The 20,134-nt window shown below is 64.1% G+C and carries 22 protein-coding genes; 12 read left to right on the top strand and 10 right to left on the bottom strand.

Features of this window, described 5'->3' with window-relative positions; genetic code table 11:
* Positions 1-54 precede the first annotated feature (54 nt).
* On the bottom strand, positions 55-1,938 hold the full coding sequence (mnmG, locus tag ACZBJS_RS08350) for a tRNA uridine-5-carboxymethylaminomethyl(34) synthesis enzyme MnmG (RefSeq protein WP_316398486.1): 1,884 nt from the start codon (positions 1,936-1,938) through the stop codon (positions 55-57).
* A 233-nt stretch (positions 1,939-2,171) separates the two neighbouring features.
* Positions 2,172-3,497, bottom strand: coding sequence for a tRNA uridine-5-carboxymethylaminomethyl(34) synthesis GTPase MnmE (gene mnmE / locus ACZBJS_RS08345; protein ID WP_316398487.1), 1,326 nt, complete (start codon positions 3,495-3,497; stop codon positions 2,172-2,174).
* Between mnmE and ACZBJS_RS08340 the strand changes: the two genes are divergently transcribed.
* Complete coding sequence (locus ACZBJS_RS08340) at positions 3,397-3,657, top strand: hypothetical protein (protein WP_316398504.1); 261 nt, start codon at positions 3,397-3,399, stop codon at positions 3,655-3,657. The genes mnmE and ACZBJS_RS08340 overlap by 101 nt on opposite strands.
* 140 nt (positions 3,658-3,797) lie before the next feature.
* On the opposite strand, the gene rho is transcribed toward ACZBJS_RS08340, so the two are convergent.
* Together rho and hemJ are read right to left on the bottom strand one after the other, a co-directional pair.
* The gene (gene rho, locus ACZBJS_RS08335; protein WP_021078151.1) at positions 3,798-5,063 is read right to left on the bottom strand and encodes a transcription termination factor Rho; all 1,266 of its coding nucleotides are present in this window, start codon (positions 5,061-5,063) and stop codon (positions 3,798-3,800) included.
* A gap of 252 nt (positions 5,064-5,315) precedes the next feature.
* On the bottom strand, positions 5,316-5,738 hold the full coding sequence (gene hemJ, locus ACZBJS_RS08330) for a protoporphyrinogen oxidase HemJ (RefSeq protein ID WP_057020433.1): 423 nt from the start codon (positions 5,736-5,738) through the stop codon (positions 5,316-5,318).
* A gap of 473 nt (positions 5,739-6,211) precedes the next feature.
* Between hemJ and ACZBJS_RS08325 the strand changes: the two genes are divergently transcribed.
* Genes ACZBJS_RS08325 through dnaQ form a run of 4 tightly spaced genes read left to right on the top strand, consistent with a single transcriptional unit; the run spans position 6,212 to position 9,052 of the window.
* A complete protein-coding gene (locus ACZBJS_RS08325) occupies positions 6,212-7,048 on the top strand; it encodes a pyruvate, water dikinase regulatory protein (RefSeq protein ID WP_016841463.1) in 837 nt (278 codons plus the stop codon).
* A gap of 10 nt (positions 7,049-7,058) precedes the next feature.
* Positions 7,059-7,667 (top strand): Maf family protein, encoded by a 609-nt coding sequence (locus tag ACZBJS_RS08320; RefSeq protein WP_316398488.1) that lies wholly within the window; start codon positions 7,059-7,061, stop codon positions 7,665-7,667.
* Positions 7,668-7,696: 29 nt separating this feature from the next.
* Positions 7,697-8,296, top strand: a complete 600-nt coding sequence (coaE, locus tag ACZBJS_RS08315) for a dephospho-CoA kinase (protein WP_316398489.1) — start codon at positions 7,697-7,699, stop codon at positions 8,294-8,296.
* A gap of 30 nt (positions 8,297-8,326) precedes the next feature.
* Entirely contained in the window at positions 8,327-9,052 is a 726-nt protein-coding gene (gene dnaQ / locus ACZBJS_RS08310) for a DNA polymerase III subunit epsilon (protein WP_316398490.1), read from the top strand.
* 167 nt (positions 9,053-9,219) lie between these two features.
* Here the strand turns inward: dnaQ and secB are convergent, their stop codons facing one another.
* Positions 9,220-9,708 (bottom strand): protein-export chaperone SecB, encoded by a 489-nt coding sequence (gene secB / locus ACZBJS_RS08305; protein ID WP_057020335.1) that lies wholly within the window; start codon positions 9,706-9,708, stop codon positions 9,220-9,222.
* 411 nt (positions 9,709-10,119) lie between these two features.
* Between secB and ACZBJS_RS08300 the strand changes: the two genes are divergently transcribed.
* Genes ACZBJS_RS08300 through ACZBJS_RS08290 form a run of 3 tightly spaced genes read left to right on the top strand, consistent with a single transcriptional unit; the run spans position 10,120 to position 13,008 of the window.
* Positions 10,120-10,824, top strand: coding sequence for a Tim44/TimA family putative adaptor protein (locus ACZBJS_RS08300; protein ID WP_057020336.1), 705 nt, complete (start codon positions 10,120-10,122; stop codon positions 10,822-10,824).
* Complete coding sequence (gene mltA / locus ACZBJS_RS08295; protein WP_410469808.1) at positions 10,802-12,418, top strand: murein transglycosylase A; 1,617 nt, start codon at positions 10,802-10,804, stop codon at positions 12,416-12,418. Before ACZBJS_RS08300 ends, mltA begins: the two co-directional genes overlap by 23 nt.
* The gene (locus tag ACZBJS_RS08290) at positions 12,415-13,008 is read left to right on the top strand and encodes a Smr/MutS family protein (protein WP_316398491.1); all 594 of its coding nucleotides are present in this window, start codon (positions 12,415-12,417) and stop codon (positions 13,006-13,008) included. Before mltA ends, ACZBJS_RS08290 begins: the two co-directional genes overlap by 4 nt.
* A gap of 2 nt (positions 13,009-13,010) precedes the next feature.
* On the opposite strand, the gene ACZBJS_RS08285 is transcribed toward ACZBJS_RS08290, so the two are convergent.
* From ACZBJS_RS08285 to hslV, 5 genes are all read right to left on the bottom strand, one after another.
* The gene (locus tag ACZBJS_RS08285; protein WP_076833686.1) at positions 13,011-14,135 is read right to left on the bottom strand and encodes a hypothetical protein; all 1,125 of its coding nucleotides are present in this window, start codon (positions 14,133-14,135) and stop codon (positions 13,011-13,013) included.
* Positions 14,136-14,294: 159 nt separating this feature from the next.
* The gene (gene hslU / locus ACZBJS_RS08280; protein ID WP_016841472.1) at positions 14,295-15,599 is read right to left on the bottom strand and encodes an ATP-dependent protease ATPase subunit HslU; all 1,305 of its coding nucleotides are present in this window, start codon (positions 15,597-15,599) and stop codon (positions 14,295-14,297) included.
* Positions 15,600-15,660: 61 nt separating this feature from the next.
* A complete protein-coding gene (locus ACZBJS_RS08275) occupies positions 15,661-16,257 on the bottom strand; it encodes a DUF2585 domain-containing protein (protein WP_316398492.1) in 597 nt (198 codons plus the stop codon).
* Positions 16,254-16,739 (bottom strand): GNAT family N-acetyltransferase, encoded by a 486-nt coding sequence (locus ACZBJS_RS08270; protein ID WP_316398493.1) that lies wholly within the window; start codon positions 16,737-16,739, stop codon positions 16,254-16,256. The genes ACZBJS_RS08275 and ACZBJS_RS08270 overlap by 4 nt, the downstream gene beginning before the upstream one ends.
* A gap of 2 nt (positions 16,740-16,741) precedes the next feature.
* Positions 16,742-17,299 (bottom strand): ATP-dependent protease subunit HslV, encoded by a 558-nt coding sequence (gene hslV / locus ACZBJS_RS08265; protein ID WP_024583062.1) that lies wholly within the window; start codon positions 17,297-17,299, stop codon positions 16,742-16,744.
* A gap of 243 nt (positions 17,300-17,542) precedes the next feature.
* On the opposite strand from hslV, the gene hisB reads away from it, so the two are divergent.
* The 4 genes from hisB (at position 17,543) to hisA (ending at position 20,125) form a co-directional block, all read left to right on the top strand.
* Positions 17,543-18,136, top strand: coding sequence for an imidazoleglycerol-phosphate dehydratase HisB (gene hisB / locus ACZBJS_RS08260; RefSeq protein WP_016841476.1), 594 nt, complete (start codon positions 17,543-17,545; stop codon positions 18,134-18,136).
* A gap of 86 nt (positions 18,137-18,222) precedes the next feature.
* Positions 18,223-18,753, top strand: a complete 531-nt coding sequence (locus tag ACZBJS_RS08255; RefSeq protein WP_076833691.1) for a DUF2628 domain-containing protein — start codon at positions 18,223-18,225, stop codon at positions 18,751-18,753.
* Entirely contained in the window at positions 18,750-19,400 is a 651-nt protein-coding gene (gene hisH, locus ACZBJS_RS08250) for an imidazole glycerol phosphate synthase subunit HisH (protein WP_028341984.1), read from the top strand. The genes ACZBJS_RS08255 and hisH overlap by 4 nt, the downstream gene beginning before the upstream one ends.
* A complete protein-coding gene (gene hisA / locus ACZBJS_RS08245) occupies positions 19,397-20,125 on the top strand; it encodes a 1-(5-phosphoribosyl)-5-[(5-phosphoribosylamino)methylideneamino]imidazole-4-carboxamide isomerase (RefSeq protein ID WP_057020434.1) in 729 nt (242 codons plus the stop codon). The genes hisH and hisA overlap by 4 nt, the downstream gene beginning before the upstream one ends.
* Positions 20,126-20,134: the final 9 nt, after the last annotated feature.

Below are 20,134 nucleotides of genomic sequence, written 5' to 3'. Positions count from 1 at the left end.
CGTCGCTTCCGCTCCTCGCAATGACGAGGGCCGCCTGCCGTTTCACGTGAAACGTCAGGCAGAGGCCTTCGCAGTCTTCCGTCGCGCCTCGCGCCGCAGATAGGCCGCCAGGATACCCAATGCCGCCGGCGTCATGCCGTCGATCCGGCCCGCCTGCCCGACCGTCCGCGGCTGCGCCTTCTGCAGCTTGACGCGCGCTTCGTTCGAAAGACCGGGAACATCGGCATAGTCGACGTCGGTCAGAACCAGACCCTCGTCACGCCGGAACGCATCGACATCGGCGGTCTGGCGCTTCAGATAGACATCGTATTTGGCATCGATCTCGAGATGCACCGCGATCGCAGGGTCAATGGCCGACAGCTCCGGCCAGATGGCCCGGACCGCGGGCCACTCGATCTCGGGGTATGCCAGCAACTCGAAGGCCGACCGGCGGTGGCCGTCGCGATTGAGCGCGAGCCCGTGCTTGGCGGCCTCATTCGGCGTAATCGCGAGCGATTTCGCCAGCCGCTTGGCCGCCTCCAGCGCCGCCATCTTGGTCCGATGGCGCTCGGCGCGCGCCGTTCCGACGCATCCGAGCGCAATGCCCTTGTCGGTCAGGCGCTGGTCGGCATTGTCAGCACGCAGCGTCAGCCGATATTCGGCGCGCGAAGTGAACATGCGATACGGCTCGGTGATCCCGCGGGTCACGAGATCGTCGATCATCACGCCGAGATAGCCGTCGGCGCGGTCGAACACGATCGGATCTGCACTGCCGGCAGCGAGCGCGGCATTGAGTCCGGCGACAACACCCTGCCCCGCGGCCTCCTCATAGCCCGTGGTGCCATTGATCTGGCCGGCCAGGAAAAGCCCGCGCAGACGCTTGGTCTGCAGGGTCGGATCGAGCTCGCGCGGGTCGACGTGGTCGTATTCGATCGCATAGCCCGGCCGGACCATCTTGACCCGCTCAAGGCCCGGGATGCTGGCGAGGATCGCAAGCTGGACCTCTTCCGGCAGCGAGGTCGAGATGCCGTTCGGATAGACCGTGGTGTCGTCGAGCCCTTCCGGCTCCAGGAAGATCTGATGACCGTCGCGGTCGCCGAAGCGGACGATCTTGTCCTCGATCGAGGGGCAATAGCGCGGTCCGGAGCTCTTGATCTGGCCGGAATACATCGGCGAGCGATGCACATTGGCCCGGATCACCTCATGGGCCGCCGGCGTGGTCCGGGTGATGCCGCACGGGATCTGCGGGGTCGTAATCCGGTCAGTCATGACCGAAAACGGCTCCGGAGGCTCGTCTCCAGGCTGCATTTCGACCGCGGACCAGTCGATCGTGGTGCCGTCGAGGCGCGGCGGTGTCCCGGTCTTGAGCCGGCCGAGCACAAACCCTGCCCGTTCGAAGGACGCAGACAGGCCCATGGCCGGCGCCTCGCCGACCCGGCCCGCCGGCCAATTCTTCTCGCCGAGATGAATCAGACCACGCAGGAAGGTCCCGGTCGTGATGACAACCGCCCCCGCCGACAGCCGGCGGCCATCGCCCAGGCAAATGCCGGTCACGCGACCATCGACGACGACCAGTTCATCCGCCTCGCCTTCGATGATGCTGAGGTTCGCGGTCTCGGTGATCGCCGCCTGCATCGCCGCAGCGTAGAGCTTGCGGTCAGCCTGGGCCCGGGGGCCACGAACCGCTGGACCCTTCCGGCGATTCAGCATGCGAAACTGGATGCCGCCGGCGTCGGCCACCCGGCCCATCAGACCGTCCAGCGCGTCGACTTCGCGGACCAGATGGCCCTTGCCGAGCCCGCCGATGGCGGGATTGCACGACATCGCGCCGATGGTCGCGAAACGATGGGTCACCAAGGCGGTCTTTGCGCCCATCCGGGCAGAAGCGCTCGCGGCCTCGCAGCCGGCATGGCCGCCGCCGATGACGATGACGTCAAATGAGTCTGCCCTGGAAGTCATGCCGGGACTTCTATCGTGGAGTCACGAAAGCCGAAAGAACGAAGTTGGGATCGCCGCTCTGAGACCGAAGCCCGAGGCAAATATGGACTGCTTCGCCTCGCTCGCAATGACAGGCGGAACCGTTTCACGTGAAACAGTGCGGCTGTCTGACCGGCAATTGTTTCACGTGAAACAGGCCGAGGGCTCCTTAACCGGATCGAAACCACGTTTCACGTGAAACAGATGGGCGACCGCTACTTCCCGACGCAGAACTCGCGGAAGATAACATCAAGGATGTCTTCAACATCCACCCGGCCGAGCAGACGACCGAGTGAGAAAGCGGCCCGCCGGAGTTCCTCCGCCGCCAGTTCTTCGCCCTGCCCGACCACGTCGATGCTGCGCTGAAGGGATTCGACCGTCTCCTGCAACAATCCGCGCTGCCGCGTCCGACTGATCAAGCCGCCTTCGCTGGTTCCAAAATAGTCCTGAGCGAACCCGACCAGCGCGGCGATCAGCTCTGACAACCCATCACCACGAGCAGCCGAGATCCTGAATTCGGGGTAACTGCCGCCCTCACCCGCCGCGGTCCTGACCAGGTCGATCTTGTTCCGCACCAGCCAGGTCGGCGTCGCTCCGCCATGTCCCGCCTTTGCATCGCCGCTGTCGGCCAGCCACAGCACGAGGTCCGCCTCCGCGGCGCGGGCGCGGGCGCGGCGGACGCCCTCCTGCTCCACCGGGTCGTCGGTCTCGCGAATGCCGGCGGTGTCGATGACCGTCACCGGATAGCCGTCGAGGTCGAGCTGCACCTCGATCACATCGCGGGTTGTTCCGGCATGCGGCGAGACGATCGCGACCTCGCGCTTGGCAAGCTGATTGATCAGGGTCGATTTGCCGACATTCGGCGGACCCGCAATCGCGACCACGAGGCCGTCGCGCAGCCGTTCACCTTGCCCCTGCCCTGCAAGGACTTGCTTGATCTCATCATGCAGCGCGCGAATCCGCTCGAGCGCCGGCGCGATCAGCTCGGCCGGCACATCGCCTTCATCAGAGAAATCGATGCCGGCCTCAATCAGCGCCGACGCCGCGATGATCCGCTCGCGCCAGTCGCGCGCGCGGTCGCCGAGCAACCCCTTCAACTGGCGGAGCGCCTGGCGCCTTTGACGGTCGGTGTCGGCGTGGATCAGGTCGTCGAGGCCCTCGGCCTCGGTCAGGTCGAGCTTGCCGCTCTCGAAGGCCCGCCGGGTGAACTCGCCCGGCTCGGCCGGCCGCACATTGTCGAATGCCGCGATCGCATCGAACATCGCCGCCAACACCGCGCGTCCGCCATGGACATGAAATTCGGCGACGTCTTCGCCGGTGGCACTGGCCGGGCCTGGAAACCACAGCACGACCGCGTCATCGATCGGTTGATGGTTCGAATCGCGGAGCAGCGCGCGGGTCGCCAGCCGCGGCACCGGCGTCTTGCCCGCCAGTCCTGCAATGACCGACTCGGCCATTGGGCCAGACAACCTGACGATGGCGATCGCACTCGGCGGCCGCCCCGAGGATAACGCGAAAATAGTCTGGTCGCGTGGATGCATCGCCTATTTCTTCCAGCAAATCGGCAAAGGCAATGCCGCTTCGATTTCGCACGCCTTCCCGCAGAATGTTGCAGCGCAGCATCATCTGGTTTCACTGCAAACAGCCGCGCAGCAATTTTGCTGCGGGTGTCGTCAGCTAGCTCACAGAGCTACGATATAAATATAAATAAATTCAGATAGTTAAATGAAAAGTTAGTGGGGGGAGCCGCTCCCTTTATGCTGCACTTCGCTGCAGCAAATCCGCAGCATGAAAAAAGGCGCCCCGTTTGTGCGGAGCGCCTGTTCTTTTCGGCCGTGGCCTCAGGTGTTCATGGAATCGAAGAATTCCGAGTTACTCTTCGTATTGCGGAGCTTGTCGAGCAGGAAGTCGATGGCGTCCATGGTGCCCATCGGATTGAGGATGCGGCGCAGGACGTACATCTTCTTCAACACCTGCGGATCAGTGATCAGCTCCTCCTTGCGGGTGCCGGAACGGGCAATATCGATCGCCGGGAAGGTCCGCTTGTCCGAAACCTTGCGGTCGAGGATCAGTTCGGAGTTACCGGTGCCCTTGAACTCTTCGAAGATGACTTCGTCCATGCGGCTGCCGGTATCGACCAGCGCGGTCGCGATGATGGTCAGCGAACCGCCCTCCTCGATGTTGCGCGCGGCACCGAAGAAGCGCTTCGGCCGCTGCAGCGCGTTGGCGTCGACACCGCCGGTCAGCACCTTGCCGGATGACGGCACGACGGTGTTGTAGGCGCGGCCGAGGCGCGTGATCGAATCGAGCAGGATCACGACGTCGCGGCCGTGCTCGACGAGGCGCTTGGCCTTCTCGATCACCATCTCGGCGACCTGGACGTGACGCACCGCAGGCTCGTCGAAGGTCGACGACACCACCTCGCCCTTCACCGAGCGCTGCATGTCCGTAACTTCTTCCGGACGCTCGTCGATCAGCAGCACAATCAGATAGCAGTCGGGATGATTGGCGGTGATGGAGTGCGCGATGTTCTGCATCAGCACCGTTTTGCCGGTGCGCGGCGGCGCCACGATCAGCGCGCGCTGGCCCTTGCCGATCGGCGCGACGATATCGATCACGCGGGCGGAAAGGTCCTTCTTGGTGGAATCCTCGAGCTCCATGCGGAAACGCTGATTGGGAAACAGCGGCGTGAGGTTGTCGAAATTGACCTTGTGCTTCGACTTTTCCGGATCTTCGAAATTGAGCGTGTTGACTTTCAGCAGCGCGAAATAGCGTTCGCCTTCCTTCGGGCTGCGAATATGGCCTTCGATCGTGTCGCCGGTGCGCAGGCCGAAACGGCGGATCTGCGACGGCGAAACGTAGATGTCGTCGGGGCCGGGCAGGTAGTTCGCGTCGGGCGAACGAAGGAAGCCGAAGCCGTCGGACAGCACCTCGACAACGCCCTCACCGATAATGTCGGTCTCGGCGATCGCGAGCTGCTTGAGAATTGCGAACATCAGCTCCTGCTTGCGCATGGTGCTGGCATTCTCGACCCCATTCTCTTCCGCAAACGAGACGAGCTCGGCCGGCGTTTTCGATTTGAGGTCCTGGAGTTTGATTTCCCGCATTGGGGTCGTCCTGTGAGGAAGTAGGTAGGGAAGGGGTGCGAGGTGGCTCTGGAAAAAGCGGACGCCAAAGGAAGGTCCGCAGGTCTCAGCCAGGAAAGTGCCGTTTGGGCTTTCAAACCTGATGCGGCGCCGGTCCGAAAAGAACCGGAACGCGACCACATCCGCCTGCGTGGGGTGGGATAAATCCTATATAGAAAATCGATTCGTCCTTCGCAAGAAGGACTGAAGCATGCGTCTTGACCATCGTGATGTCTAGAACGGCTTCACCACCACCATGATCACGATCAGGATCATCAGAACCGTCGGCACCTCATTGATAATACGATAGAATTTCTGGGTTCGTTGATTCCGGTCGGCGGCGAAATCCTTCACGCAGCGGGACAAAAAGCCGTGGATACCCGACATGGCGAGCACCAGCGCAAATTTGACGTGAAACCAGCCGGATAGGTACCAATGTCCGGCCCAGACCAGGAAAAGCCCGGCCAGCCAGGTCACGATCATCGCGGGGTTGATGATCCCCTTCAAAAGCCGCCGCTCCATGATCTTGAAGGTCTCGGACTGCCTGGAGCCGACCTCGGCCTCGCAATGATAGACGAACAGCCGCGGCAGATAGAGCATGCCGGCCATCCACGAGATCACGGCGACGATGTGCAGGGCCTTAACCCAGGCATAGATCGGCAGGGCGTTGATCCAGTCGAACATCGCAGTGATGCCTTTCGGGGAACAGTTCGGGAGGGCTCAGCGCTGCGCGCAAGGCTTCGCCGGCGAGGGACGGATACATATCCGCACACACGGCTCTCCTAAACCTAATTAATTTTAGAATCTAAGGTTTGAGTCTTAATGGCAGTGAATTTGACTCATGCAATCCGGTCCAGCGGTTGCTGCGCGCTTGTTCACATCCCTCAACATTCCGGTCGGCGGCGGCGGATATCCGGAATCTGTCGCAGGACTCAATTGGTTGTGCGCCTCTATGGCCAGCTTATGAAGAGACAAATCCACACTGCTTCACTATCATCTCCGCCATGACGTCGACTTATCCTTTTGCGACGTGCTGTGAAGAAGGGGGCGAGATATACAGGGGCCTGGCCATGGACCCGGATTCTTCTCCTCGACCTCCACAGGGATTCACAGGATAGACAGGGGCTCTGGTGCCGACGACCTCCAACTACTTCCATTTGCATCTGGTGTCGGACTCGACCGGCGAGACGTTAATCACCGTGGCGCGCGCGGTCGCCGCGCAATACGCCAATGTGACCGCGGTCGAGCATGTCTACCCCCTGGTGCGCAGCCAGAAGCAGCTCGATCGCGTGCTCGACGAGATCGAGGAATCGCCCGGCATCGTCCTGTTCACGCTGCTGGAGAAGGATCTGGTCGGCCGGCTCGAGGGCAAGTGCAAGGAGATCAACGTTCCGAGCCTGTCGATCATCGGGCCGGTGATGCAGTTGTTCGAGGCGTATCTGGGTGCCGCGACGACCGGGCGCGTCGGCGCGCAGCACGTGCTGAACGCCGAATATTTCCGCCGCATCGATGCGCTGAACTACACGATGATGCATGACGATGGTCAGCATGTCGAAGGCCTCGAGGAGGCCGATGTCGTGCTGGTCGGGGTATCCCGTACCTCGAAGACACCGACCTCGATCTATCTCGCCAACCGCGGCATCCGAACGGCGAATGTGCCGCTGGTGCCGGGCATCCCGCTGCCGCACCAGCTCGAGACCTTGAAGAAGCCGCTGGTGGTCAGCCTGCATGCGACGCCCGAGCGCCTGATCCAGGTTCGGCAGAACCGCCTGCTCACCATGGGCGACCGCGACAATGACACCTACATCGACAAGCAGTCGGTAGCCGACGAAGTCGCCTTTGCCCGGCGCCTCAGCGCGAAATTCAACTGGGCGCTGCTCGACGTCACACGGCGTTCGATCGAGGAGACCGCGGCCGCGGTGATGAAACTCTTCAACGACCGCCAGCGCGCGCGGCCGTCGGAATGATTCTCACGTCATGAGCATCTGGCGCGGCCCACAGAAGCTGATCCTCGCGTCGCAGAGCCGCGCGCGAAAGATGCTGCTTGAAAATGCCGGCCTCGATTTCGAGGCGCTGCCGGCCGACATCGATGAACGCGCGGTGCAGAAGAATTCCGGCCTTTCGGCCCCGGGCGAGATCGCATCGCTCCTGGCGCGCGAGAAGGCGTTGTTCGTCTCCAGGCAGAGGCCCGGTCAATATGTCGTCGGCGCCGACCAGACGCTGGCGCTGGGGCAACGGATGTTCAGCAAGCCCGCCGGCCGCGCGCAGGCGGCCGAGCAGCTCGGCCTGCTCGCCGGACGGACCCATGAGCTGCATTCCGCCGTCTCGGTCGCACGCGATGGAAAGGTCCTGTTCAGCGATGTGGGCGTGGCCCGCATGACGATGCGACGGCTCGCCGCCGCCGAGATCGAGAGCTATCTCGACCATGCCGGGGAGGCGGTGACGACCAGCGTCGGCGCCTACCAGCTCGAGGGCCTCGGCGTGCATCTGTTCGAGCGGATCGAAGGTGACCATTTCACCATCCTCGGCCTGCCGCTATTGTCGCTGCTGGCGTTCCTGCGTGCTGAGAAACTGCTCGCGGTGTGAGGCGTGGCGACGGGAGAGATGCTGAACCGATGTTGATAGTTGGACTGACCGGCTCGATTGGGATGGGGAAATCCACCACGGCCAAACTGTTCATGGAGGCCGGCGTGCCGGTGTACGACGCCGATGCGGCTGTGCATCAGCTCTACGAAGGCGAAGCTGCGCCGGCGATCGAGGCCGCCTTTCCCGGCACCACTGCCGGCGGCAAGGTCAATCGCGCGAAACTGTCGGCGCGCGTGGTGCACGATCCTGCTGCGATGAAGCGGCTCGAGCAGATCGTGCATCCGATGCTCGGCGCGTCGCGCCAGAAATTCTTCGCCGATGCGGAAGCCGCCGGTAACCCGATCGTCGTTGTCGACGTGCCGCTATTGTTCGAGACCGGCGGCGAGAAGCGCGTCGATGCCGTGGTTGTCGTCACCACGTCGCCGGAACTGCAGCGCGAGCGGGTGCTGGCCCGCGGCACGATGGATGCGGCCAAGCTCGACGCCATCATCGCCAAGCAGATGTCCGACGCCGAGAAGCGAAAACGCGCGGATTTCATAGTGGATACCTCGCACGGCCTAGATCCGGTGCGGGCGCGTATCCGCGACATTCTGGCCGAGGTTGTTAAGATGCCGAAGCGGCGCGCCTGATTCGCCCGCCTTTTCGGATTCATTCACGTCATGCGCGAAATCGTTCTCGATACCGAAACCACTGGCCTCGATCCGCTGCGCGGAGACCGGCTGGTGGAGATCGGCTGCGTCGAGATTTTCAACCGCATGCCGACGGGACAGACCTACCACGTCTACATCAATCCCGAGCGCGACATGCCGGCGGAGGCGTTCGCCGTGCATGGGCTGTCGACCGAGTTCCTGGCCTCCAAGCCGCTGTTCAACGAGGTGGTCGACGAGTTCCTGGCCTTCATCGGCGACACGCCGCTGGTGATCCACAACGCGTCGTTCGACATCAGCTTCATTAACGCCGAGCTCGACCGCATCAAGCGGAAGGCGATCCCGAAGGACCAGCTGGTCGATACGCTGTTGCTGGCACGGCGCAAGCATCCCGGCGTGTCGAACCGGCTCGACGATCTCTGTTCGCGCTATCAGATCGACAATTCCCGCCGCACCAAGCACGGCGCCTTGCTCGACGCCGAGCTGTTGGCCGAGGTCTATATCGACCTGATCGGCGCGCGGCAGTCGCAGCTGATCCTGGCATCGGAAACGTCGGATGCGCGTGTGGGCGGCCATAGTGGTGACACGCCGCGGCGGCAGCGCGAAACCCCGCTACTCGCGCGGGTCAGTGACGCCGATCGAGAGGCCCACAGGGCCTTCATTGCCACGCTCGGCGACAAGCCGATCTGGAACGATTACCTGCCGCCGCCAGCGCCTGCTGCAGCACCGGCGGCTTGAGCCCCTATTGCGCTCTATCCCCGTCATCCTGAGGCGCGAGCGGAGCGAGCCTCGAAGGATGCGCGGCCGCAGTCGGGCCGTCGATCCTTCGAGACGCCCGCAAGCGCGGGCTCCTCAGGATGACGGATCACACTTCCGCGCGTGTTACATTTTTTCGAGTTTAGAACTCAGCTCGGCTTGACGCCGGGAGCGGCTTGGCCGGCCGCCTGCCGCTCCATGTTCTGTCGGTAGAGACCGAGGAAATCGACGGGGTCGAGCAACAAGGGCGGGAAGCCGCCGTCGCGGACCGCGGTCGCGACGATCTCGCGTGCGAACGGGAACAGCAACCGCGGGCACTCGATCATCACCAGCGGGTGCAGGTTCTCCTTCGGCACATTCACGATCCGGAAGACGCCGGCATAGGCGAGGTCGAAGCTGAACATCACCTTGCCTGCGGTCTCGGCCTTGCCCTCGATCGAGAGGATCACCTCGTACTCGTTCTCCGACAGGTTGTTGGCGGAGACGTTAATCTGGATGTTGATCGCCGGCTGCTGTTGCTGCTGGCCGAGCGAGGCCGGCGCATTCGGGTTCTCGAACGACAGGTCCTTGGTGTACTGCGCCAGTACGTTGAGCTGGGGAGCGGGTTGTTCGACGGGGGCGCCGTTGCCATTGGTCATGAAAATGTCTCCTGGAGCAGCGCTCGATGGACAGAATGTCCGACGGCACGCGTTAAGGTGTTGAGAATGCCGATGCCGGGCGAGTGGCTATCATAGGCCCGGCTCGGTCCACAAGGACGACGAAAGGGCGGGCCGGCGGCAAATTCTCCCGGCAAAGGACAGCGCGCGCGAGCCTGCCCGATCTCTTAACAGCTTCCTAAATTATTGAAGATGCGCGATTTCCTGAAAAGGAACGGTTTCCCCCGGGGGTCAAAACGCGCTACACTACCCGTGCCAAAAAGCGCCATTGGCCGGGCATAGTTTCGTGCCTACATCTTCGGACTCTATCGGTGATGTGATCTCTGCTGTTCCCGACCGGGAACGCTTTGACGGCCGGCCCGTTGCCGGCAGAGACCAGAAAGCGAATTCGACGTGGATATTTACACCATCATCTTCCTGGCGCTGGCCGTGTTTATCTTCCTGCGCCTGCGCAGCGTTCTCGGACAGCGCACGGGAAGCGAGCGGCCGCCTTATGATCGCGCCGCGCCCAACGTCGTGCAGCGCGGTCAGGACAACAACGTCGTTCCGATCCCGGGATCGGTAATCGACCAGCCGGCCTCGGCGGCGCCCGCCGAGCCGGTCGAGCCCACGGAACGCTGGAAGGGCATCGCCGAGCCCGGCACGGCGCTGGCGCAGGGTCTCGACGCGGTGGCCGTCCAGGATTCCTCGTTCGATCCGCGGCATTTCCTCTCAGGTGCCCGCTCGGCCTATGAAATGATCGTGCTGGCGTTCGCCAATGGCGATCGCCGCGCGCTGCGCGACCTGCTGTCGACCGAGGTCTATGAAAGCTTCGAGGCCGCGATCAAGGATCGCGAGAAGCACGAGCAGAAGACCGAGACGCGGTTCGTCTCGATCGACAAGGCCGAGATCGTGAGCGCGGAGACGCGCGACCGCTCGACTCAGCTCACCGTCCGCTTCGTGTCGCAGATGATCTCGGTCACGCGCGACAAGGCCGGCACCATCGTCGACGGCAGCCCGGACAAGGTCGCCGACATCACCGATATCTGGACATTCGCCCGCGACTCGACTTCCCGCGATCCGAATTGGAAGCTGGTTGGCACTGGAAGCGCTCACTAAGCATCTCAGCTACGGGCGGCTCGCGGTGGCGTGCTGCGCGCTCGCGGTGCTGTGCTCCACCGCAGCGATTGCCGCGCGCTACAGATCAAGCCGGCACCCTCCGCCGCGACACGAGCATAGCCACCCGATCCCCTATCCCAATCTGGAAATGCCGCTGCAGGTCAGCGGCAGCCAGTACGAGCCGCTCGCCTGGTCCAACGTCGCCGGCTGGAGCGCCGACGATCATCTCGCGGCCTACCAGGCGTTTCGCACCAGCTGCAAGCCGATCGCGGCCCAGCAGGGTGCGCCTGCAGATTCGAAAGCGCTTGGAAGCTCGCTGCGCGATCCCTGCCGGATCGCCAAGGGACTCGCGCTGAGCGACGGCGTCAAGGCGAAGGACTTCTTCGAGCAGAATTTCGTGCCGTTGCGTATCTCGCGGCTCGGCGAGGACGCCGGCTTCGTCACCGGTTACTACGAGCCGGTGCTCGATGGATCGCGGACCCAGACCGACGTCTACAACGTGCCGGTCTATCGCCGTCCGTCCAACCTGTTCGTGCGCGGCAAGACGCAGAATTCGGTCGGGCTGCCCAATGGCGGCGCGGTGTATCGCAAGATCGGCCGCCGCAAGCTCGTGCCCTATTACGACCGCGGCCAGATCGAGGACGGCGCGATCGCCGGCCGCGGGCTCGAGATCTGCTGGCTGAAGAGCCAGACCGATCTCCTGTTCGCGCAGATCCAGGGCTCGGCGCGGATCAAGCTCGAGGACGGCATCACGCTGCGCATCAATTACGACGCGCATAATGGTTATCCCTATACGCCGGTCGGACGCGTCCTGATCGACCGCGGCATCATCCCGAAGGATCAGATGTCGATGCAGAAGATCAGGGAGTGGATGGAGCAGAACCCCGACGGCGCCAAGGACCTGCGCCGGCAAAACCGCTCCTTCGTCTTCTTCCGCGAGGTTCCGCTGTCCGACAAGGACGAGGCCGTCGGCGCGCAGGGCGTGCCGCTGACGCCGGGCCGCTCGATCGCGGTCGACAAGGCGCTGCATGTCTACGGCACGCCGTTCTTCATCGCCGGCGAGCTGCCGATCGAATCCGAGCAGTCGAAGACGCCGTTCCACCGGCTGATGATCGCGCAGGACACTGGCTCTGCGATCGTCGGCCCGGCGCGCGCCGATCTTTATTTCGGCGCCGGCGCGGAAGCTGGAAAGGTCTCGGGCCGCCTGCGGCACAACATGCAGTTCGTCATGCTGGTGCCGAGGGGTCTCGACCCTGTCGCGCGCGGCCACAAGCTGCCTCTCCCGGATGAGCGGCCCTCGGCCAAGATCGCAAAGCTGTTTCCGCAGACCGAGCCGCCGAAGGACAAGCCGGCGGCGAAGGCTGCGGATGTGCCGACCGCCGGCATCGCCAGAAGCGCGGTGAAAGACTCAGGCAATAGCGCCGCCAGGAACCCGGCCGCGAAGGATGTCGCGCCCGCAACGCCGGCAGCAACGACCCCTGTCGCGCAGGCCGCACCTGTGGCAGAACCGGTGCCGCTGCCGGTCGCCCGGCCCGATATTCCGCAACCGGAGAAGCGGCGCTTCCGGCGCTATCGCCATTACCGCGATCAATGAAACGACCCGCGCCGATCCCCGATCTGTCCGCGCCGTCGCGGCGCAAGCGCGCGCTGAGCGAAGAGGAGCGCGCGCTCTGGGAGAGCGTGGCAAAGCAGGTCAAGCCACTGCGCAAGCGGCCGGTCGCCGCGAAGGCCCCCGCCGCCGCCTCTGACCCGGCCACCCATCACGCGATTGCCAAGCCCATCTCGGTCAAGCCGGCGACAGCGGTCAAGGCTGCGCCGGCGCAACGCCCGCACGCGCCGCCGCTGGCGCCGATCGGCCGTCGGGAACGTGCAAAGCTTTCGCGCGGCCGGCAGGAGATCGATGCGCGGCTCGATCTGCACGGCATGACCCAGCTGCGCGCGCATCGCGTGCTGTTTACCTTCCTGCAGCGCGCGCACAGCGACGGGCTCACTTTCGTGCTCGTCATCACCGGCAAGGGCAAGGTCGGTGGTCTCGATTCCGAACGCGGCGTGCTGCGCCGCCAGGTCCCGGAATGGCTCAGCCTGCCGGAATTCCGCTCGCTGGTTGTCGGCTTCGAGGAAGCGCATATCGGCCATGGCGGCGAGGGCGCGCTTTACGTGCGTGTCCGGCGCGCGCGAGCCTAAAGCTAAAACGGGCGGACGATCCCGACGCGCGGGATCAGCGTTACGATCCAGCCTGATATCGTCGTCTTGCGGTCGTCCGACGGGATCGCCGGCACGTCCTTCGACGCCGGCAGCATCCTGGTGGCATGCAGCATCAGGAACATGCAGACCGCCCAGTTCGAGATCCAGCGCGAATAGTCGAACACGGTCACGAACATCACGAAATAGCCGGCGCTGATCACAACGAGCGCTCCGAGCACGATCCGGCGATGCAGTTCACTCGCGAGCGCGCCAATCAGTCGCGCGAAATAGCGCCACAGCGGCGTGTGCAGCCAGATCAGCAGCGCAAACACCGGAACGCCCAGGATGTTCGAGGGCATGCGCGCCCAGGTGTCGGCGAACTCCTTCGACAGCGGCTGGTACCAGATGTAGCCGAACTGAAGCAGGTCGGTGCGTGACGGATCGGCCATCCGGCTCTGCAGATGACGGATGAATTCGTCATAGGGCACGTCGACCGTGCCAGCGAATTGCGCGACCAGGAACAGGATGCCGATGCCTGCGAGCGCTGCGATGCCGAAGACGGCGTTCCGCGGCGTCACGCCCTGCACCAGATAAAAGCGCAGCACCACGATCGCCGTGATGGTCGGCACATACATCAAGACGAAGATGTGATGGACCAGGATCAGCAGGATCGAGAACAGCGCGGCAATCAGCACATACGCCACTGAGCGCGCCGGGATCAGCAGCAGCACGATCGTCAGCGCACAGCCATAGATGTCGAAATGGCCGAGCGTGTGCATGAAGTTCTTCAGGAAGAACGGCGAGCCCGCGATGAAGACGAATAACGGCCAATGCGCGTCGTTGAAGCCGAATGTGCGGCGGAACAGTTTGATGAACAGCCCCAGCGTCACCAGCCAGATCGCGCCGGCCAGCGCGAACACCAGCCATACGGGCACCTTGTCGGTGAACAGCGACACGATCGCCCCGACCAGCGCGCGCTTGGTGAAGCCGTAGTGATAGTCGACCAGCAGATGGATGTAGGGAACGAAGGGCGGCAGCGCGATCTTGTGCAGGAACACGCCGACCAGCACCGCCGCATTGACGGCCAGCATCAGGCGCCAGGGGTTTTGCCACACCCGCAGATTCATCGATCGCCCACTCGTCGTCCCGGGCAAGCGAAGCGCGACCCGGGACCCATAACCACCGAAGGCAGTTCTAAGGGGAATGTCGGCCCGAGTCTTGGTCACTTCGAGCTGCGGGGTTGTGGGTCCCTGCCTTCGCAGGGACGACGATCTTAGCGGGGCCGCCTACAAAATAAACCGGCTCAGGTCGGCGTTCTTGGCGAGGTCGCCGACATGCTTGGTGACGTAGTCGGCGTCGACCTGGATGGTCTCACCGTGGCGATCGGGCGCGGTGAAGGAGATCTCGTCCAGCACCCGCTCCATCACGGTCTGTAGCCGCCTTGCGCCGATATTCTCGACCGTGGAATTCACCGCCACGGCGACATCGGCCAGCGCGTCGATGGCATTGTCGGTGATGTCGAGCGTGACGCCTTCGGTCTTCATCAGCGCGACATATTGCTTGATCAGCGACGCCTCCGGCTCGGTCAGGATCCGGCGCATGTCGTCGCGGGTCAGTGCCTGCAGCTCGACGCGGATCGGCAGGCGGCCCTGCAGCTCCGGCAAAAGGTCCGACGGCTTGGCGATATGGAACGCACCCGAGGCGATGAACAGGATGTGGTCGGTCTTGACGGCGCCGTGCTTGGTCGAGACCGTGGTGCCCTCGATCAGCGGCAGCAGGTCGCGCTGCACGCCCTCGCGGGAGACGTCGCCGCCGGCGCGGTTCTCGCGCACGCAGATCTTGTCGATCTCGTCGAGGAACACGATGCCGTTGTTCTCGACCGCGTTGATCGCCTCCTGCACCAGCTGATCGGTGTCGAGCAGCTTGTCGGATTCCTCGTTGACGAGGATTTCGTGCGAGCCCTCCACCGTCAGGCGGCGAGTCTTGCTGCGTCCGCCCATCTTGCCGAAGATGTCGCCGAGCGAGATCGCGCCCATCTGGGCGCCGGGCATGCCGGGGATTTCGAACATCGGCATGCCGCTGCCGCCCGACTGCGTCTCAATCTCGATTTCCTTGTCGTTGAGCTCGCCGGCGCGCAGCTTCTTGCGGAACGACTCGCGCGTCGCCGGGCTCGATCCCGGGCCGACCAGCGCGTCCAGCACGCGTTCCTCGGCGGCAAGCTGGGCGCGGGCCTGAACGTCCTTGCGCTTGCGCTCGCGGGTCTGTGCGATCGCGACCTCGACGAGGTCGCGGACGATCTGCTCGACGTCGCGGCCGACATAGCCGACCTCGGTGAACTTGGTGGCCTCGACCTTGAGGAACGGCGCGCCGGCGAGCTTGGCCAGCCGCCGCGCGATCTCGGTCTTGCCGACGCCGGTCGGCCCGATCATCAGGATGTTCTTGGGCAGAACCTCCTCGCGCAGGGAACCGGCGAGCTGCAGCCGCCGCCAGCGGTTGCGCAGCGCGATCGAGACGGCGCGCTTGGCGTCGGTCTGGCCGACGATGAAGCGGTCGAGTTCAGAAACGATTTCACGGGGAGAGAAGTGAGTCATTGGCTCTAGCTAGGTTGGAATCGCGGTCTCGGCAAGCGGCAGTCCTCCAAGGCATCGTCCCCTAAAGAATCGGCGGCCCGGCCTGCCACTGCCTGATCGCCTCGAACGGGTGGATCAGCATGATGATGTTCAGTGTCAGATTGTCGCGAATGTGAAGCAGCAGCACGGTTTCGAACAACACGCCGAGCGCGACGGTCGCCGCGATCGGCAGCTTGCGCGCCAGCAGGAAGCCGACAACCATCGCAAGGGTGTCCGACACCGAATTGACGATGGTGTCGCCGTAATAGTCCAGCGAGATCGTGCCGGCGCGGTAGCGCTCGATGATCCAGTTGGAGTTTTCGACGAGCTCCCAGCTGCCTTCGATCAGCATCGCGACAATCAGCCGCCCGGGCCAGGCGAGGCGCGGCAACAGGAGGAAGGTCAGACCGTAGAACAGCAGGCCATGCAGCACATGCGACAGCGTGTACCAATCGGCGACGTGCTGCGAGTTCTCCGAGCTCTGAACCGAGCCATGCCAGAGCTTGACGTAGCCGCAGGCACAGATCGGAAGACGGCCCATCGCATAAAGCAGCGCTGCTTGCAGCACGAGCAGCGCTGCCGCGATCGCCAGCCAATGCCGCGCTGAAACGCCGGTGATGGGCTTGTGCGCGATCGTCATGCGTCGCGCGCCATCAGCAGCGCCGGCCCGTCCGGCGTGTCGACCATACCCATCTTTCGAAAACCCGCCTTCTCGTAGGCGCGGATCGCGCGCGCATTGGCCGGATCGGGATCGGTGACGATGCGTGGCGCGCCCTGCGCCAGCCGGTCATCGACAAAGGCGCGGATCAGCGCCGAGCCGTGGCCACCTGCCATCATGTCGGGCTCGCCGATGAAGAGGTCGACCCCGCGCGTGCCCTCAGGCTGAACCCCGAAGCCGGAATTCCACGCCGTCTGGTCGTAGCACTGGATGTAGCCCAAATCGGACGCATCGGTTGCGACGATGAACTGGTCCATGGCCGGCTCATCGAGGTCGCCGCTGACCAGCGCATATTGCTCGGCCGGATCGCCCCACCATTCCCGGACATGCGGCAATGCCAGCCACTGCTTGACCAGCGGCAGGTCGGCCGGCGTCATCGGCCGGAAATGATAGGGGCTGGCCATGCTCAGCCGCCGATCGTCTCGATCGTCACGTTCCGGTTGGTGTAGACGCAGATATCAGCGGCGATATCCAGGGCGCGGCGGACGATGGTCTCGGCGTCCTTGTCGGTATCGACCAGCGCGCGGGCCGCGGCGAGGGCGTAATTGCCGCCGGAACCGATCGCCATGACCCCGGATTCGGGCTCCAGCACGTCGCCGGTGCCGGTCAGCACCAGGGAAACGTCCTTGTCGGCCACGATCATCATGGCCTCCAGCCGGCGCAGGTAGCGGTCGGTCCGCCAGTCCTTGGCGAGCTCGACGGCCGCCCGGGTCAGCTGCCCCGGATATTGCTCCAGTTTGCTTTCCAGTCGCTCGAACAGGGTGAAGGCGTCGGCGGTGGCGCCGGCAAAGCCGCCGATCACGTCGCCCTTGCCGATCCGGCGGACCTTCTTGGCATTGGCCTTGATCACGGTCTGGCCGATCGAGACCTGCCCGTCGCCGCCGATCACCACCTTGCCGCCCTTGCGGACCGTGCAGATCGTGGTGCCATGCCAGACCGGCAGCTCATTTTGGGATGCTTGCATAGGTTACCTCTCTTCCGGGCAGATTTAGGCGGTCGGGCAGGGGGTTACAATCGGGACGAAATCGGCGTGTTTTCAGGCGAGGTGGCACCGGTTTGCGTGACGAAACGCGTCAGAACCAGATCGACAACGATTTCCGGTCACCATGGCCGGAAGTTGGGGCGTTTCGAGGTCATCCCGCAGTAGCGAAGGTGACATCAGCCTGTTAAAAGACCGGCGTTTTCGGCACGGGAAAGCTCAATTTTCATGCGCACCGCAACCATCAAGCGCAAGACCAAGGAGACCGACATCGAGGTGACGGTCAACCTCGACGGAGCAGGCGTATCCACGGTTTCGACCGGGATCGGCTTCTTCGACCATATGCTCGACCTCCTGGCCCGGCATTCGCGCATCGACATCACGGTGAAGGCGGATGGCGATCTCCATGTCGATTACCACCACACCACCGAAGACGTCGGGATCGCGCTCGGGCAGGCCGTGAAGCAGGCGCTCGGCAACATGGCCGGCATCACCCGCTATGCCTCGATCCACATGCCGATGGACGAGACGCTCTCGCGCGTCGTGATCGACATTTCCGGCCGCCCGGTGCTGGTGTTCAAGGCCGAATTCCCGCGCGACAAGATCGGTGAGTTCGACACCGAGCTGGTGCGCGAATGGTTCAACGCCTTCGCGATGAACGCCGGCGTGACTCTGCACGTCGAGACCCTATATGGCGAGAACAGCCATCATATCGCCGAATCCTGTTTCAAGGGTCTGGCGAGGGCGCTGCGGACGGCAATTGCAATCGATCCGCGTGCCCAGGGCGAAGTGCCCTCGACCAAGGGTCAGCTCGGCGGCTGATCTCTGGACCATGATCCGGAAGAGTGGATGCCGGTTTTCCGAAAGATCATGCTTTAAATAAGAGTCCATCCTCGGCGGAGCGTTCGATGCCGGTCTATACAGTGCATGCCCCCGTGGCCAACGGCGCCGATCTCGCGGCGACCGACAAGTTCGTCTTCGTGCGCGACGGCTTCCATTTCTGGGCCGCGGTTGCGGGGGTGATCTGGCTGGCCTGGCATCGGCTCTGGCTGGCGCTGATCGGCTGGTTCGTTCTTACTTTCGTGATCGATTACGCGCTGGCCAAGCTTGGCGTCGGCCGCAGCGCGATCTTCTTCGTCGACCTGGTGCTGATGGTGTTGCTCGGCCTCGAGGCCGCGACCCTGCAGCGCTGGACGCTGTCGCGGCGCAGGTGGCGCCAGATCGACATCGTCGTGGGCGACGATGCGGAGGCCGCCGAGCGCCGTTTCTTCGCGCGCTGGACCGCGCGGCATCGCGGCGCCGTCCACGATCAGCGCTCGGTCGATCGCGGCGCGCCGCCGCCGACCCGCGACGTTCCGGGTCAGTCATTCTCAAAACCCCCGTCGATGCCGCAAGGCGGCATCATCGGATTGTTTCCAGAGCCAGGAGGAACGCGATGACCGTTGCAATCATCGATTACGGCTCCGGCAATCTGCATTCGGCGGCCAAGGCCTTTGAGCGCGCCGCGCGCAGCATGGAGGATCCGCAAGCCATCAAGGTGACGCGCGATCCCGATGCGGTGTATCGCGCCGATCGCATCGTGCTGCCCGGCGTCGGCGCCTTCGCCGATTGCCGCCGCGGCGTCGACGCGGTCGACGGCATGCTGGAGGCGCTGACCGAGGCGGTGCGGGTCAAGGCCAGGCCGTTCTTCGGCATCTGCGTCGGCATGCAGCTGATGGCGACGCGCGGCAAGGAGCACGTGATCACCGAGGGCTTCAACTGGATCGGCGGCGATGTGGAGAAGATCGAGCCGCGCGACGAGAGCCTGAAGGTCCCGCATATGGGCTGGAATACGCTCGACATGGTGCGCGAGCATCCGGTGCTAGAGCGGCTGCCGCTCGGGCCGAAGGGACGTCACGCCTATTTCGTGCACTCCTATCACCTCAACGCCGCCAATGAGGCGGACGTGCTCGCGCGCGCCGACTATGGCGGGCCGGTGACCGCGATCGTCGGCAAGGACACCGCGATCGGCACCCAGTTTCACCCCGAGAAGAGCCAGCGCTTCGGCCTCGCTTTGATCGCCAATTTCTTGAAGTGGAAGCCGTGATTCTCTTTCCAGCGATTGATCTGAAGAACGGCCAGTGCGTGCGCCTGGAGCAGGGCGACATGGCGCGCGCCACCGTGTTCAATCTCGATCCGGCGGCGCAGGCGGCGAGCTTCGCCGCGCAGGGCTTCGAATATCTCCACGTCGTCGATCTCGACGGTGCCTTCGCCGGCAAGCCGATGAATGCGCATGCGGTGGAGGCGATGCTGAAGGCCGTCACCATGCCGGTGCAGCTCGGCGGCGGCATCCGCGACCTCAAGACCATCGAGGCCTGGCTCGACAAGGGCATCACGCGCGTCATCATCGGCACCGCCGCGGTGCGCGATCCTGAGCTGGTGAAGGGCGCGGCGAAGACATTCCCCGGCCGTGTCGCCGTGGGCCTCGATGCGCGCGACGGCAAGGTCGCGGTCGAAGGCTGGTCCGAGACCTCGCATGTGACCGCGCTCGAGATCGCGCAGCGCTTCGAGGATGCCGGCGTCGCCGCGATCATCTTTACCGACATCGCCCGCGACGGCCTGCTCAAGGGCCTCAACCTCGACGCCACCATCGCGCTTGCCGACCGCATCTCGATTCCAGTGATCGCCTCCGGCGGCTTTGCCTCGATCGACGACGTCAAGGCGCTGCTGGAGCCGCGTGCGAAGAAGCTGGCCGGTGCGATCGTCGGCCGTGCGCTCTATGACGGACGGCTCGATCCGGCCGCTGCCCTTCAGCTGATCCGCGGCGCGTAGGAGGAGATC

The organism is Bradyrhizobium sp. KZN70725, assembly GCF_055264925.1.
Note: the sequence above shows the minus strand (reverse complement) of the source record. Positions and strands in the feature narration are given on the sequence as shown.